This window comes from Acinetobacter lwoffii, from assembly GCF_019048525.1.
Taxonomy (GTDB): domain Bacteria; phylum Pseudomonadota; class Gammaproteobacteria; order Pseudomonadales; family Moraxellaceae; genus Acinetobacter; species Acinetobacter lwoffii_K.
Genome location: NZ_CP077369.1, coordinates 3188745 through 3205225 on the forward strand (window position 1 = coordinate 3188745; position 16481 = coordinate 3205225).

The following is a 16481-nucleotide window of genomic DNA, read 5'->3' on the forward strand; positions in this document are numbered from 1 at the left end:
ATGGCTAAACCTTATTATGAATTTTTCTGTCCGGTCAAAGTGATTGCCGGTCATGCCGCGTTAGAACATATTCCGTTTGAACTTGCGACTTTAGGGGCCAAACGTCCGCTGATCATTACCGACAAAGGCGTCCGTGCCAACAATTTGTTGGCACCAATTGAAGCTGCATTTGAAATGGCAGATGCTGCAATTGTAGCGATTTTTGATGATGTACCACCCGACTCTAGCTTGGGTACAGTGCGCAGTGCGGCAAAGCTGTATCGCGAAAATCATTGCGACGCGATCATTGCTGTGGGCGGAGGTTCAGTCATTGATACCTCTAAGGCAACCAATATTCTGGTATCGGAAGGCGGTGATGACCTGCTGAAATATTCGGGTGCACATAACTTGCCTAAACCGCTGAAACCGTTCTTTGTGATTCCAACCACATCTGGTACAGGTTCAGAAGTGACCATGGTCGCTGTCGTGTCGGACACTGAAAAGAACGTCAAAATGCCGTTCGCCTCTTATTATCTGATGCCGCATGCTGCGATTCTGGATCCCCGCATGACCCAGACCTTGCCGCCACATTTAACCGCCATGACCGCAATGGATGCTATGACCCATGCGGTCGAAGCTTATACCTGCATGGCAGCCAATCCGATTTCGGATGCTTATGCCACCGCCGCAGTCAAAAAGATCAGTACCCACCTATTTAATGTGCTGGATAACCCTTCCGATGCACAAGGCCGTCTGGAGCTGGCACAGGCATCGACCATGGCGGGAATTGCATTTTCCAACTCGATGGTTGGCATTGTGCATTCACTGGGGCACTCATTGGGTGCAGTGGTACACCTGCCGCATGGTTTATGCATGAACTTATTCCTGCCTTATGTGCTGGAATACAACAAAGAGGTCAATGGCGATAAAATCGCAGATCTGCTCCTGCCTTTGGCGGGTGCCGATATTTATGCACAAACGCCGGCGCATCTACGTGCTGACAAAACTATTGCAACGATTCTAACCATGCGTGACCGGATTTACAGTCTCACCAAATTACCGCGCACATTACGTGAAACCGGTAAGATTTCTGAAGCCCAGCTCGATGAAGTGGCAGAGAAAGCCCTGAATGATGGTTCCATCATTTATAACCCGAAAGAAGCTACCCTGGAAGATTTAAAATCTATCTTAAAAAAGGCTTGGTAATTACTGAAAAATAAGCCAATATAGCCGAAATTCTAGCCTGATGTTTTTTTAAACATCAGGCTTTTATCTTGCATAAGAAAAAATTCGATTTCTATTTTTGAATGGCACATTTTATGCAGGACAAAAGTCAAAAAATAGCTAGCAAAAGCCGTTCTTTTCAAGTAGATTGGCGGACTTTTATAGAAAACTGTAGGGGGGATCGTTCGTCTCAAACGATCCTTATAAATATGACTGATCCTTGATCAACGATTAAGAGGATAACGCCGTTGACTAATATCTCTGGGACTCAATCGGCAGCTAAACTGCAAAAAACGCTGGGACTCTGGCACATCATTATTATTGGTTTAGCTTATATTCAACCCATGACCTTGTTTGATACATTTGGTCTGGTATCTGAAGAAAGTAACTTCCACGTTCCCACCTCTTACATTTTTGCACTGATTGCAATTTTGTTAACCTCCTTGAGCTATGGTCATATGATTCGTCGCTACCCTTCTTCGGGTTCGGCCTATACCTATGCGCAAAAATCCATCCACCCGAACGTAGGTTTCATGGTGGGTTGGTCATCCTTGCTGGATTACCTGTTATCGCCAATGGTCAATATCATTCTGGCGGTGATTTATCTGGAAGCACTTTTCCCAGACATGAACCATTGGGTTTGGGTCATTGGTTTAACCGCCTTTATGACCGCGATTAACCTTCGTGGTGCGAGATTTGTTGCCAACTTCAACAGTATGATTGTATTCGTACAATTGGGCGTCATTGCATACTTCACCTGGATGGTTTACCAACTTCTGGAAGGTGGTGTAAATGCAGACGGCACACTGGTCAATGCAAAGTATCAATTGTGGAGTTTAGAGCCATTCTGGAATGAGTTTACGTCTGTTGCTGCCCTGATTACCGGTGCAACCTTACTGTGTTTCTCATTCACAGGTTTTGACTCCTTAAGTTCTCTTGCTGAAGAAACCAAAGATACTGAGAAAACCTTACCTAAAGCGATTTTCTTGACTGCATTATTGGCAGGTATCATCTTCATCATCAGTACTTACTTTATGCAGATCTTCTTCCCGAATGATCCAAAAACTTACTTTGAAGATATCGCTGCAACACAGCCGGATATTTTACAAGCTGTAGGTGGCGTGGCGTTTAAGACAGTCGTACTTTACTTCGCAATTGTGACAGTCATGGCTTCTGGTATTTCAGCACATGCGGGTGTATCACGTCTGATGTATGTAATGGGTCGTGATGGCGTAATCAACAAGAAGATCTTCGGTCATATTAGCCCGAAAAACTATACACCTTCATACAACATCTTAATCGCTGGTGCAGTGGCTTTAACTGCTGGCTTTATGGATCTTGATTTTGTGGTGTCGTTGATCAGCTTTGGTGCCTTAACTGCATTCAGTTTCGTCAACTTGTCGGTGATTTCACGTTATGCATTACGTGACGGTCGTACCAAGAGTGCTAAAGAGATCATGAACTTTGTCGTGGTTCCTTTACTTGGCTTCATTTCAGTCTTTGCTCTGTGGCTAGAAGTCGATGAAGCTTCGCTTAAATATGGTCTGATCTGGGCATTTGGCGGTATCTTGTACTTAGGTTATAAAACCAAAGGCTTCAAGCACCCTGCTCCTCAGCACAATGAATTTGACGATAAATAATATCGTTTTGCTTCAAATAAAAAAGGCGCTTCATGCGCCTTTTTTATGTCTGTCATGTTTTGATTTTACTAATGCAGATAGCAATCAAAACCCATCTGGGTATTGACCCGATTATTTTCATAACCCAGTTTCTCAATAAACAGACTGCGATTAGACAATAACTTTTGCTCTTCCGGACCTAAACGGGCTTTATTCTTGACGGCCAGTTGATACATTTCATCCACGACATCCTGAAAAATATCACAGACTTCCTCACGCTTGGCGGGCTTTAATTTACGCCCTCGCCAGGTCCATTGAAAATCATCTGCATCCAAGCTCTTCCCCCATTTTTCAATACGCGTATCTAAGCGTTTCTGCATGTTGAGCAAACCCTGCTGTATTTCTGCCTGAGTAATGGACTGAACTTCCTTTGTTGCCGATGTGGCGGCACTGCCCTCTTCCGCACTCACGGAAGCCGCAATAGATCCAAGGCAACATGCGATGATAAGTTTTAATAGAGGCTTCAAGGCTGCACCTTTTGTTATATTTGATAAAGTTATAAATTCAAGCATACAACGAAGTGAAAAGCAGTTTATCTATTCGTTACACAAAATAAAAAAGCCACCCAAAGGCAGCTTTTAGAATCATCACAATGTCCCGTCCTGAAATAAGTTTACACCTTAAGAGACTTATTTTATGGAACATAAACGAGAACAACGAGTTAAACGTACACAACGTGACTATAGCTTTGCCTTTAAAATGATGGTGGTACATGAAGTAGAAAAAGGGCAAATTACTTATAAGCAAGCTCAGGCAAAATATGGTATTCAAGGAAGATCAACTGTGCTGGTATGGTTACGCAAGCACGGACAACAGGACTGGACTTCGAATATGCCGACTTCTTCTAAACGCCAATTGACACCCCAACAACGAATCCGCCAATTAGAAAAGCAGTTAGCCGCAGAAAAGCTTAAAACTGAATTTATTCAGGATGTGATTTATCACATTGATAAAGAATGTGGGACTGATCTTGGAAAAAAGTATACCGAGCACGTTTCAAAGATTGGCAAAGCCAAAGAAGACTAAGCGTTTCACGTTATTGTCAGTGGTTGGGAATCACCCGACAAGCTTATTATCAAGCAGAAAAACGTGCTCAAATGACTGCACAAGCAACTGAACAAATACTTGAGTTGGTTATGGAATATCGCTGTCTCATGCCAAGTATCGGAACACGTAAGCTGTATTGGCTTATTAAAGGCAAATTGTTGCAACGTGGTTTAAAGTGTGGACGGGATCAGTTATTTAAAATATTGAAAGAAAATAACTTATTGATTCGCCCTAAGCGTCGCTATACAAAAACTACGGATAGCAAGCATTGGATGAAGAAGCATCCAAATTTATTAAAGGATTATTCAGCGGTGCAAGCCAATGAAGTCTTTGTTAGTGATATTACCTATGTTGAGAGTGCTGAAGGTGTGCATTATTTATCCTTGGTGACAGATGCTTATACCCGACAGATTAAAGGTTATAAGTTATCGAATGATATGCGTGCAGAGAATGTTGTGCAGGCACTACATATGGCGATGCAGCATGTGACAGATCGGGCAGCCAGGATGATTCACCATTCAGACAGAGGCTCTCAGTATTGCTCTGAGCTATATCAATCGGCATTGCGCCATTATGGGATATGTCCTTCCATGACAGATGGCAAGGACTGTTATCAGAATGCATTAGCAGAGCGAATTAATGGAATATTAAAGCAGGAGTTTTTAACCACGCGATGTCAAACCATGAAGGAGTTAGATCACTTAATTGCGGAATCTATCATGATTTACAATTGTTATAGACCGCATTTAAGTTTAAATATGAACACCCCGAATCAGATGTATGAGCAAACAAAAACCGAGCTAATTGCTTAACTCGGTTTGAAGTGGAATACTGTCAATCTATTTCAGGACAAGACACAAATTTCAGCTTAAAGCGTTTTAAAACCTTGCTGACGCCAAGCTTCGTAGACAATTACTGCAGTGGCATTCGACAAGTTCAAACTTCGGGAGTTTTCTGCCATCGGTAAACGAATCCAGTGCTTTTGCGGAAACATCATACGAACATGTTCAGGCAGACCACGAGTTTCCGGACCCATTAACAAGGCCACAGGACGGTTTAAATCCGAAGTATGCGGTGTTTCAGAACCTTTGGTGGTCAATGGATAGATTGCATCCAGCCCAATGCCTTTGCTTGCCAAATCGGCCAGACAGTCTTCGATGTTTTCCCAAATCTGCATATTGGCATATTCGTGATAATCCAGACCGGCACGTTTCAGCTTTTTGTCATCCAACTCAAAACCCAGCGGCTTGACCAGATGTAACTGTGCTCCTGTATTGGCACACAGACGAATAATATTGCCTGTATTTGCAGGAATTTCAGGCTCATATAAAACAACGTGGATCACAGCTTACTCACTCAATATATTTAATTCAGACACAACATTCGCCTTGCGCTCGGGCAAAGCAGTGCTTTGCTTATCCTCTTACTTCAGGCCTAGCCTTCGCCTTGCGCTCGGGCAAAGCAGTGCTTTGCTTATCCTCTTACTTCAGGCCTAGCCTTCGTCTTGCGCTCGGGGCAAAGCAGTGCTTTGCTTATCCTCTTACTTCAGGCACAGCCTTCGTCTTGCGCTCGGACAAAGCAGTGCTTTGCTTATCCTCTTACTTCAGGCACAGCCTTCGTCTTGCGCTCGGACAAAGCAGTGCTTTGCTTATCCTCTTACTTCAGGCACAGCCTTCGTCTTGCGCTCGGACAAAGCAGTGCTTTGCTTATCCTCGCTCATGCCATTGCAATTGTTCACGTAAGCGTACAACTTCACCAATAATGGTCAAAGTCGGGGCTTGAATCTGATGTTCGGACACTTTGGATGCAATATCAGCAAGCGTTCCTACTACAACTTTCTGTTCAGGCGTCGTACCTTTAGAAACCAAGGCCACTGGCATGTCGGCTCGCTGACCATGAGCGATTAATTCTGCACAGATTTTCTCCAGTCCCACCAACCCCATATAAAGCACTAAGGTCTGGTTTTCATAGACCAACTCACTCCAAGGCAATTCTGGCGAACCTTCTTTTAAGTGACCGGTCAGGAAACGCACACTTTGCGCATAATCACGATGGGTTAATGGAATACCGGCATAGGCTGAACATCCTGAAGCTGCGGTAATCCCTGGAACCACCTGGAAAGTAATCCCAGCAGCGAATAGCTCTTCAATCTCTTCGCCGCCACGCCCGAATATAAATGGATCACCACCTTTCAGACGGCAAACCCGCTTTCCTTCACTGGCATATTTGACCAATAAAGCATTAATCCCATCTTGCGGAACCGCATGATTGGAACGCGCCTTACCCACATAGATCTTTTCCGCATCGCGGCGGCACAGCTCCATAATTGGCGCTGAGACCAGTCGGTCGTAAATCACCACATCGGCTTGCTGCATCAAACGTAAGGCTTTTAAGGTCAACAATTCTGGATCACCCGGACCCGCACCGACCAAGTAGACTTCACCTTTTGGCTTTTGCCACTCTTGTAATGCTTGCTCGATCAGGCGATCTGCTTCCGCGATATTGTCGTTGAACACCTGTTCTTTTAGCGGACCGGCATATAAATCTTCCCAGAAAATACGGCGTTCATCCGGATTGACAATTTTAGCCTTAACCGTACTGCGCCATTTTCCTGAAAATTCAGCCAGCTTGCCCATACCATGCGGAATAGCGGCTTCTAACTGAGTACGGATCTGCCGTGATAACACGGGCGACGTACCATTCGATGCGACCGAAATGACCAATGGCGAACGGTCAATAATCGCAGGCACCATAAATCGGCAATGCGGCGGATCATCAACGCTATTGACCAGGACATTTTCCGCTTCACACAGTTCAAAGACCTGACGATTGGTCTCTGCATCGTCAGTTGCCGCAATTACCAGTCGATATGGACGTAATGCAACTTCAGGATGAAAAGCTGCCTGCACATAGTGTCCTTGGCTATTTTGCACAATTCGCAGCAGACTCTCTTCAATTTCAGGCGCAATCACATGAATGATCGCACCTGCTTTTTGTAGGAGAAGTGCTTTACGGTATGCAATATGTCCACCACCGACAATCAGACAAGTTTGCTGTTGCAACTTTAACGAGATTGGAAAAATATCCACGAACTACCTCAAAATTTTAAATCTGACTGTCTATGCAATTTTCATGCACATTTAGGGATGCTGAGATCGACAATTAGTCGATATAAGTCGCACCACACATATATGGACGTAATACTTCAGGAATCTCAATGGAGCCATCGGCACGTTGATAGTTTTCCATTACTGCAAGTAAAGTACGACCCACGGCCAGACCTGAACCATTCAAGGTATGCACAAATTCAGTTTTCTTCTGATCAGCACGGTAACGCGCTTTCATACGACGCGCCTGGAAATCCCCCATGTTTGAGCATGAAGAAATTTCACGGTAGGTATTTTGGCTTGGTACCCAGACTTCCAAGTCATAAGTCTTGGTCGCACCAAAGCCCATGTCACCACCACAAAGTAAAATTTTACGATATGGAAGTCCGAGTGCTTGCAAAATGCCTTCAGCATGGCCAGTCAATTCTTCAAGCACTTGCATCGAAGTTTCAGGTTTTACAATCTGAACCATTTCGACTTTGTCGAATTGGTGCTGACGGATCAAACCGCGGGTATCACGACCATAAGAACCTGCTTCGCTACGGAAACATGGCGTGTGCGCTGCATATTTCAGTGGCAGACGGTCTGCATCAATAATTTCATCACGTACGAAATTCGTCACTGGCACTTCAGCAGTTGGAATCAGATAAAACTCTTTTTCGCCCTGCAGCTTAAACAGATCTTCTTCAAATTTAGGCAGCTGACCAGTCCCACGCAATGAATCTGCATTGACCAGATAAGGCACATAGGCTTCGGTATAACCATTTTGATCAGTATGCGTATTTAGCATGAACTGGGTAATGGCACGTTGTAAACGCGCCAATGGACCTTTCAATACACTGAAGCGTGAACCAGTTAATTTGGTCGCGGTTTCAAATTCAAGACCGCCCATCATTTCGCCCAGATCCGTATGGTCTTTGATTTCGAAATCAAATTCACGCGGTGTACCCCATTTCAGGATTTCCACATTATCGCTTTCGTCTTTACCTTCAGGCACAGCTTCATCTGGCAAGTTTGGAATAGATAATAATTTTTCTTCAAGCTCAGCTTGCAGTTCAGCCAGTGCTGCTTCAGCTGCTTTGATTTCATCACCAATCGCAGACATGCGTGTCATGATTTCAGATGCGTCGCCACCTGCTTTTTTAATTTGACCGACTTGTTTGGCACCGGCATTACGTTCAGCTTGCAGTGTTTCTGTCTTGGACTGAATCTCTTTACGGCGTGCTTCTAGGGATGCCCACTCTTCAACATTGAGTTGAACACCACGTTTTGCCAAGGCTACATTTACAGCCTCAATATTATTTCTGAGTAATTTCGGGTCGATCATAATCAATCTTTGCAGAAGAAAAAAACTGGCTATAGTGTAAGCTCTTAACGTCAAAAAATACAGTGACCATGACCCTGGCTGCGTCCTATTAGCACAATATTTAGGAAGCTTCTTACTGCAAAATGGCTAAATATTCAGGCTGAATCACTTCCTTTAAATCCACATAGGACACTTTTAATTCAGGCATTCCTGTTGCTGCGGGAGCTAATTCGCCTGCTGGATACACCATCACCAGACCTGTTGTATCAAAATAATAGTTATCACTCAATTTTAACTGCTGTGGTTGAATGCCCTGCGTATTCAGCCATTGAGTATTGGCCTGATACATTGCATTCAGCAGTTTCTGCTCACCGCCATTTAATAATAGTTGGGAGAGGGCCAAACGTTTTCTCTGCTTTAGATCAAAATTGATATATTCCACATGTTTCAGAGAAGCATTTTTGCTCCTCGCCAGATTGGAACTTTTTAAGGCAAAAGTCGCCAGATAAGCGTGCTGACCAATAAATTCTACCTTGATAAAGCGCTGATCCAGATAATGCGGCTCATCAGCTTTTTTAGGATTTTTCTGGGTGATTTTGGTGAATGCAACAGGTTCGGTATGCTGTATCCGCTCAATAAAATATTGATTAATCCAGTCAATATTGCTGTCCACCGTTTGTAGATCGAAGCGCACACAACCTTCTATTTCACATACCACTTTGGCTGCCCCTTTAATTGGAACGGTTTTGGCTTCAATTTGCACAACCCGATCTGTTTGCGCGAGCGTTGCCACTGAGCTGGATTGAGGCTGACAACCCAACACACCCACAGTGAGTAATAAAACAGCGTAAATTTCAGCAATTTTAAATAGATTAATCTTCATTTTGAGCTCCCAAAATTTTGCAATTTCATTGACTCGACTTTTATTTATTCTAAGATGCTCTCGTGTTTAGATATAGCTGAACCTTGTAGCCTGTCCAAAACAATCCTGATGATCGGCAATAAAAAAGCAACCTCGAAAAGTTGCTTTTTTAGTTGGTTCATATTGATGCTTATTGATCAATGATGTCCGTACCTTTTGGTGGAGTAAAGTTAAAGGTAGAGGCTGGAATACTGCTATTTACTTTTACATTGCTAAATTTGATATTGGTGGTTTGTCCCAATGAATCCTGCAAGATCATCAAGCTTGGTGCTTTGTTCGCGCCAAAGCTAATGGTCAGGCTTTCAAACACACCATCGGTATTTTTAGGATACAGCGTGTAATAGGTTTTGCCTTTATTTGGCTGAGTCACCCGGTAAGACTGCATAATCTGGCTGGTGTTTCCTGACAGCAATAACGCCGGCGTATTGGCAACCTGTTCATCTAAGCTTTGACGAACGGCTTGCTGCAAGTCCGGATCATAAATCCATACGGTTTTACCCGTGGTTGCAATGACTTGCTTCGACGGTGCGGTCGTTTCCCAATAGAATTTACCCGGACGCGCGACTTTCATCACCCCTTTAAAGGTTTGATTCATATGTTGTGCGGTCAAACCTTTTTTCTGGGTCGCTCTTGGATTGGTTACCTTGGTACTTTGTTCGAAATTTGCTGTCATGCTACGCACATGATTGAGCTGTTTGACCAGACTGGCTGTTGCCTGTTGCTCCGAAGCTGCCACAGGTGCAGCAAACACGGTTGTACTCATCACCGGTGCTAAAGTCACTGCACCCAGAGCCATAGCACAGACGGTTTTACGAAGCATATTCATAATTTCACCCTTATATTTTGCTTGATCGCAATTTATTTGATAGCTCATCTTAAACGAAAATTAAAAGCTAAAATGATAGAAAATAAGAACTTTTGTATTGTTATTAATTCGAAACTGGTTTTTTTGTTCATCATCATGAAGATTTCAGGACAATTTTTACATTATGGAATGTCGCTTAATCTGAACATTAATTTTCAGGCATAAAAAAACCCACAATAACTGTGGGCTTTTTTTCTATCTCAGCGGATTACGCGTCAACAGATACGTAGCGACGGCCAAATTGACCTTTCACTTCGAATTTTACTACGCCATCAGCAGTAGCAAATAATGTATGGTCACGACCCATACCAACGTTTTGACCAGCGTGGAATTCAGTACCACGTTGACGAACGATGATGTTACCTGCAGTTACAGTTTGACCACCGTAAACTTTAACACCTAACATCTTAGGATTCGAATCACGACCGTTCTTAGTCGAACCACCGGCTTTTTTAGTTGCCATGTCTATTTACTCCTCGTAATTAGCCTGAAATAGCTGTAATTTTCAACTCAGTGAACCATTGACGGTGACCTTGTTGTTTACGGTAGTGTTTACGACGACGCATTTTGATGATGCGGATTTTGTCGTGACGACCATGGCTAACTACTTCAGCAGTTACAGTAGCACCAGCAACAACTGGAGCACCGATTTGAATGCTTTCACCGTTAACAAGCATCAATACGTCATCAAACGTAATAGTCGCGCCAGTTTCAGCTTTCAATAATTCTACTTTAAGGGTTTCACCCTCAACTACACGGTGCTGTTTACCACCGCTTTGGATTACTGCGTACATAATGTACTCCAAACAAGCCCGTGTCGTCGTGCCGATAAAGGAATATATCGAACTTAAGACGTACGCCACTGGGGGGATATCTAAGGGCGAGGATTTTAAGGGATATTCAAAAAAACAACAAGCCATTTTACTGAAATAATAATGAGCAGGATGCGCTAATTATTTAACTATTAAATAATTTCTATCAAATCAAATACTCAAGATATATTCAGCAACAAAATAATACAGCAGAAATCCGGCCAGTTTGATTAATATACTCAGCCTGACGAATAGGGCCACGCCCCCTGACCTTTCCTGATTTTTATGGCTCGAAATATGGATCGAATCTACATAAGATCTATAAAAAGCTGATTTTTAGTGGAGTTTATGCATTTCTTAGGTTTCACTCATGTTATAAATTGTTAAACTACGCCCAGCGATTTACCAGACTAGAGGTTTTCTTTCACATGACCATCGACTTTAAGCAAGATATTCTCGCTCCTGTTGCTAACGACTTTGCTGCGATGGACACATTCATTAATGAAGGAATTACCTCAAAAGTTGCATTAGTGATGGCCGTCAGCAAACATGTGGTAGAAGCGGGTGGCAAACGTATGCGCCCGATTATGTGCCTTTTGGCCGCCAAGGCGTGTGGTGCTGAAAATTTAGAACCGCACCGTAAACTGGCTGCAATTATTGAAATGCTGCATACCGCAACACTGGTGCATGATGATGTGGTAGATGAATCCGGTCTGCGTCGCGGCCGCCCGACGGCCAATGCTACCTGGAATAACCAGACTGCGGTTTTGGTGGGTGACTTTCTGATTTCACGTGCTTTTGATTTGCTGGTCGATCTGAACAACATGGTGTTGCTCAAAGATTTTTCGACCGGTACCTGTGAAATTGCTGAAGGTGAAGTGCTGCAACTACAATCCCAGCATCAGCCGGAAACCACTGAAGCGACTTATTTGAATATTATTCATGGCAAGACCTCGCGCCTGTTTGAACTGGCAACAGAAGGTGCTGCCATTTTGTCGGACAAAAACGAATTCCGTCAGCCTTTAAAAACCTTTGCCGGACATTTCGGCAATGCTTTCCAGATTATTGATGACATTTTAGATTACACTTCCGATGCGGACACGCTCGGCAAAAATATTGGTGATGATCTCATGGAAGGTAAACCGACCCTGCCATTGATTGCGGCACTGAAAAACACCACCGGTGAGCAACATGAAATCATCCGTCGCAGTATTGCGACTGGCGGTACGGAACATCTGGAACAGGTCATTCAAATTGTCAATGAATCTGGTGCGCTGGATTATTGCCGTCAACGTGCTACAGAAGAAACTGAAATTGCAATTGATGCCTTACAGGCATTACCTGACTCCGAATATCGTCAGGCCCTGATTAATCTGGCCAAACTGGCCCTACACCGAATTCAGTAACTTTTAAACTCGCCTATGCATATCAATTTTCTAGATCTTTTTCAAAACATGCAACACCAGCTTGAACAACCTCGGGCGGTGCTGGATGAAAATCTTCTGATTGAACTGGTTGAAAGAATCAGACCAGAAGACAGCAGAAATACCGAAGAGATCGAAGCGAAATTCAATGCATTTATCCGGGCTTTATTACTCACCCCGAATGCGGTTGCCACGCTTCAAACCTTTACCCTGCGGATCATTAACCGCTATAAACAAACCGGTCTGTTTTCCGATACCGGTATTTTGTCTCTGGATGGGTTCTGGAACCAGCTGAATCAGCGCCTTGGCGCGCATGTCTTACCGCTGATTCCCGACCATCAGCAACTCCAGGAATTATTCCGCAAGGTTTTTTATCAGCGTACCGATAAATACTGGCTGGATTATTTTGATGAAGATGACTGGCAACGTTTATTTTCAGTCCTGAATCAGGGACATTCCAATCAGCCTGAAAAAACCCGAATTAAAGACCAACTGATCAAGGCATTGACCATTTTGTCTTACCGGATCAGTGGTATTGGTCTGCACCCTGAATTTATTAATGCCCAGCCTGAACTGATGGAATATGAATCTCCTTTTCTGGTACAGAATCGTGAGATTAACGAGTTTATTCAGGAATATAAAAAACGTTACAACACAGTCACCCTAGTCGATTCGATTACCCCACCGGATGCCTCACAAGCACTGGTGATGCTGGAACAATGTCATGATGTCGTGGCCAAGATTCGCCGTTCTACCAAGCGGACTGGCGTCAGTGTCAGTCTGACCTATATGCTGGCACTGCTAGAACAGTGTCTGGAACGCGTTGAAATCCTGCTCAATATGGTCATGGATGACGATGATCTGCGTTATCAATCCATTGGCCTGTTTATGGCGGACATTACTGAAGCAATTTATAGCGAACGCAGTGTGCGGGCTCTGCTGGCCACCAATAGCGAACTTTTGGCTTTACAGGTAACTGAAAATGCCAGCAAGACCGGTGAACATTATGTGAGTACCGACAAGAAAGGCTTTCTGGCCATGTACAAATCGGCTGCAGGTGCTGGTGCCATCATCGCGACGATGGCCACCTTAAAAATTCTGATGACACGCCTCACCATGGCCCCTTTGATGCAGGCCTTTAGCTATAGCATGAACTATTCGCTGGGCTTTATGCTGATTCATGTCCTGCATTTTACCGTAGCGACCAAACAACCGGCGATGACTGCCGCTGCACTAGCGGCTACCGTACAGCAGCGTAAAGGCTCGAAAATGGCTCAGATTGCCGAGCTGGCCGCGCTGATTGTAAATATCATCCGTACCCAGTTTGTCGCCATTCTGGGGAATATTTCGATTGCAATTCCAGTAGCAGCATTAATTACCCTGTTGTGGGATTTCGCGCTGCATGAACCTTTAATGAATCATGCCAAGGCTGCAAAAACCTTGCATGACCTGAATCCGTTTACTTCGTTGGCAATTCCGCATGCAGCGATTGCCGGGGTATGTCTGTTCCTGTCCGGATTATTGGCCGGTTATTTTGACAATATGGCCGTTTATCGCAAAGTCGGCCCGCGACTGAAAGCCCATGTGCGTTTATCGCAGCTGATGGGACAAGAACGTCTTTACCGTTTTGCTGACTATATTGAACGTAATCTGGGTGCACTGGCGGGTAATTTTATTTTCGGGATCATGCTTGGCAGTATGGGCACCATTGGTTTTATTCTCGGTCTGCCGCTGGATATTCGCCATATCGCCTTTGCCTCTGCCAACTTTATTCAGGGCCTGATTACCATCAATGGTCCCGATATCGGCTTGATCGTGGTGTCTTTTCTGGGTGTGTTACTGATTGGCCTGACCAACTTGTTTGTCAGTTTCACTTTGACGATTATTGTAGCCTTACGCGCGCGCCGGGTGCGTTTTGAACAGTGGAAACCTTTGGCAAAACTGGTCATGACGCACTTCCTGACCCGACCTAGTGATTTCTTCTGGCCACCCAAGCAAAGCATTGAAATTGACGAAAATCATACATCGACAAAAACTCAAAACTGAGATAATTACACTATATTTAGCAACAAATTCCTTACGAAAAAAATGGAATTCGCATAAAATACGCACACTTGAAAAAAAGTGTACTGACAAGTACACTTTGCTTCAGACAATTGGCCGATCTGCGAACGGTTAAAAGAACAAGGATTTTTGGCATGCATTACTTGTTACTTTTTGTCGGTATTTTATTTTTAATTTTCAGTGTGTTCATCCTGAATATTCCCGCTTTAAGCAAGCTCGACTTGCAGGCTGTGGAATGGATGAGTCTGTATCGCACCGAGTTTTGGAATCAAATTACTCAGTCCTTATCCCTAATAGGTGGCATGCCATTTGTATTATTTTTATCCACACTATGGTGTATTGCATTGCTGTGGTATAAAAAGTATACAAACGCAATTTTTATATGTATCGGAATTATCGGAGGAATTCTCCTAGCTTGGCTGTTGAAATTTACGATTGCCCGACCCCGACCACCAGAATCCTTGCATCTGGTTGAAAGCTTTGGAAGTTCCTTTCCAAGTGCCCATAGTCTCTATGCGGCCTGTCTGGCGTGTCTGGCAATTTACATCCATCGGCAACATTCCCGTTATACCCTCACTGTGATTGGTGCAGTGGTATGGATGTTGATGATGGGGATCTCAAGAGTTTATCTGGGTGTACATTTTCCTTCAGATGTCATATCCGGCTGGAGTATCAGTTTTATTTGGATTTCGTTGTGGTATATGGTCTGGATCAGATATTGCGCGGCTCACAAATAAGAAAATTTAGATATAAATCTAATTAGAGGTGGAATAATGATGTCTGCAAAGCTTTGGGCACCTGCCCTGACTGCTTGCGCAATGGCAACAAGTCTTGCACTTGTTGGTTGTAGCAAAGATCCTAAAGAGGGCCAGCAAGCTGGTGCTCAACAACAAATGCCACCGACTGAAGTCGGTGTTCTTGTTGCACAACCGCAAAGTGTAGAGCAGTCTGTAGAGCTCTCAGGTCGTACAACAGCATTTGAAATTTCAGACGTACGTCCACAAGCCAGTGGCGTGGTGCTTAAACGCTTGTTCACGGAAGGCAGCTATGTGCGTGAAGGTCAGGCCTTGTATGAAATCGATTCAAGCACCAACCGCACTACAGTGGACAATGCTCGTGCAGCGATTGCCCGTGCTGAAGCCAATCTGGGCGTATTGCGTGTGAAGGAAGGCCGTTACCGTCAACTGGTCGGTACCAATGCCATTTCCAAACAGGAATATGATGACATCGCGGCACAGGTCAAACTGGCTGAAGCTGATTTGAATGCCAATCGCGCAACTTTGCGTAATGCAGAAATCAACTTGGGCTATTCGACTGTACGCGCGCCGATTTCAGGCCAGACCAACCGTTCGTCTGTGACGGCGGGTGCTTTGGTAACAGCGAATCAGCCAGAGCCATTGGTAACGATTCAGCGTCTAGATCCCATCTATGTAGATATCAACCAGTCAAGTGCCGAGCTTTTACGTTTACGTCAACAGCTTAATCAAGGCAGCTTGAACAGCTCTAACAATACCAAAGTCAAGTTAAAGCTTGAAGATGGCAGTATCTACCCGGTTGAAGGCCGTCTTGCATTCTCTGATGCTAGCGTGAACCCGGAAACAGGTACCGTGACTTTACGTGCGGTATTCCCGAACAAAAATCATCTGCTTCTTCCAGGTATGTTTGCCACTGCGCAAATCGTACAGGGTGAAGTACCGAATGCTTTCCTGATTCCGCAAGCAGCTTTGACTCGTACCCCAACAGGTCAGGCAATGGCGATGCTGGTCGGTGCTGACAATAAAGTGACGCCACGTCCAGTGACTACCGTTGGTTCTCAAGGCAGCAACTGGATTGTGACTGAAGGTCTGAATCCAGGCGATAAAGTGATTGTAGATGGTATTGCGAAAGTAAAACCGGAACAACAGGTCGTGGCTAAACCTTACCAGCCTCAAGCTGCTGCACCACAGGGTGCTGCACAACCTGCTGCCCAACAACCAGGTGCAGCGCAAAAAGCGGATGATGCAAAAGAACAATCTGAACAAAAACCTGCTGCTAAAGCATAAGGAGTAAGGT

General features: G+C 44.3%; 15 protein-coding genes. 7 read left to right on the top strand and 8 right to left on the bottom strand.

Going from position 1 to position 16481, the window contains the following annotated elements:
* Positions 1-1185 carry an iron-containing alcohol dehydrogenase gene (locus tag I6L24_RS15070; RefSeq protein ID WP_004280629.1) on the top strand — a complete coding sequence of 395 codons (1185 nt, stop codon included), beginning with the start codon at positions 1-3 and terminating at the stop codon, positions 1183-1185.
* Between the two features lie 266 nt (positions 1186-1451).
* On the top strand, positions 1452-2843 hold the full coding sequence (locus tag I6L24_RS15075; protein ID WP_004731900.1) for an APC family permease: 1392 nt from the start codon (positions 1452-1454) through the stop codon (positions 2841-2843).
* 68 nt (positions 2844-2911) lie between these two features.
* On the opposite strand, the gene I6L24_RS15080 is transcribed toward I6L24_RS15075, so the two are convergent.
* Complete coding sequence (locus I6L24_RS15080) at positions 2912-3394, bottom strand: hypothetical protein (protein WP_005265895.1); 483 nt, start codon at positions 3392-3394, stop codon at positions 2912-2914.
* Between the two features lie 124 nt (positions 3395-3518).
* Here I6L24_RS15080 and I6L24_RS15085 point away from each other — a divergent pair.
* Positions 3519-4741, top strand: a protein-coding gene (locus I6L24_RS15085) for an IS3 family transposase (RefSeq protein ID WP_148335412.1) whose coding sequence is annotated in 2 segments (ribosomal slippage) — positions 3519-3855 and positions 3855-4741 — 1224 coding nt in all. Because the reading frame shifts where the segments join, the coding sequence is not laid out codon by codon here.
* A gap of 56 nt (positions 4742-4797) precedes the next feature.
* Here I6L24_RS15085 and I6L24_RS15090 read toward each other — a convergent pair.
* The 7 genes from I6L24_RS15090 to rplU all read right to left on the bottom strand — a co-directional run bounded on the left by I6L24_RS15090 (position 4798) and on the right by rplU (position 10923).
* Positions 4798-5274: a tRNA (cytidine(34)-2'-O)-methyltransferase gene (locus tag I6L24_RS15090; RefSeq protein ID WP_005106302.1), complete on the bottom strand. Its 477-nt coding sequence runs from the start codon at positions 5272-5274 to the stop codon at positions 4798-4800.
* Positions 5275-5635: 361 nt separating this feature from the next.
* Positions 5636-7018, bottom strand: a complete 1383-nt coding sequence (gene cysG / locus I6L24_RS15095) for a siroheme synthase CysG (RefSeq protein ID WP_005265897.1) — start codon at positions 7016-7018, stop codon at positions 5636-5638.
* Between the two features lie 73 nt (positions 7019-7091).
* On the bottom strand, positions 7092-8363 hold the full coding sequence (gene serS, locus I6L24_RS15100) for a serine--tRNA ligase (RefSeq protein WP_004731908.1): 1272 nt from the start codon (positions 8361-8363) through the stop codon (positions 7092-7094).
* Between the two features lie 112 nt (positions 8364-8475).
* Positions 8476-9225 carry an RsiV family protein gene (locus I6L24_RS15105; RefSeq protein WP_005265898.1) on the bottom strand — a complete coding sequence of 250 codons (750 nt, stop codon included), beginning with the start codon at positions 9223-9225 and terminating at the stop codon, positions 8476-8478.
* Between the two features lie 169 nt (positions 9226-9394).
* On the bottom strand, positions 9395-10090 hold the full coding sequence (gene lolA, locus I6L24_RS15110) for an outer membrane lipoprotein chaperone LolA (protein ID WP_004280638.1): 696 nt from the start codon (positions 10088-10090) through the stop codon (positions 9395-9397).
* A gap of 247 nt (positions 10091-10337) precedes the next feature.
* Entirely contained in the window at positions 10338-10592 is a 255-nt protein-coding gene (rpmA, locus tag I6L24_RS15115) for a 50S ribosomal protein L27 (RefSeq protein ID WP_004280639.1), read from the bottom strand.
* A 19-nt stretch (positions 10593-10611) separates the two neighbouring features.
* Complete coding sequence (rplU, locus tag I6L24_RS15120) at positions 10612-10923, bottom strand: 50S ribosomal protein L21 (protein WP_004280640.1); 312 nt, start codon at positions 10921-10923, stop codon at positions 10612-10614.
* A gap of 446 nt (positions 10924-11369) precedes the next feature.
* On the opposite strand from rplU, the gene sdsA reads away from it, so the two are divergent.
* The 4 genes from sdsA to I6L24_RS15140 all read left to right on the top strand — a co-directional run bounded on the left by sdsA (position 11370) and on the right by I6L24_RS15140 (position 16471).
* Entirely contained in the window at positions 11370-12347 is a 978-nt protein-coding gene (gene sdsA, locus I6L24_RS15125) for an All-trans-nonaprenyl-diphosphate synthase (protein ID WP_005265900.1), read from the top strand.
* A gap of 15 nt (positions 12348-12362) precedes the next feature.
* Positions 12363-14411: a site-specific recombinase gene (locus I6L24_RS15130; RefSeq protein ID WP_216986244.1), complete on the top strand. Its 2049-nt coding sequence runs from the start codon at positions 12363-12365 to the stop codon at positions 14409-14411.
* Positions 14412-14563: 152 nt separating this feature from the next.
* Positions 14564-15166 carry a phosphatase PAP2 family protein gene (locus I6L24_RS15135; RefSeq protein ID WP_191112420.1) on the top strand — a complete coding sequence of 201 codons (603 nt, stop codon included), beginning with the start codon at positions 14564-14566 and terminating at the stop codon, positions 15164-15166.
* Between the two features lie 36 nt (positions 15167-15202).
* Positions 15203-16471, top strand: a complete 1269-nt coding sequence (locus I6L24_RS15140; protein WP_004814853.1) for an efflux RND transporter periplasmic adaptor subunit — start codon at positions 15203-15205, stop codon at positions 16469-16471.
* The last annotated feature ends 10 nt before the right edge of the window (positions 16472-16481 follow it).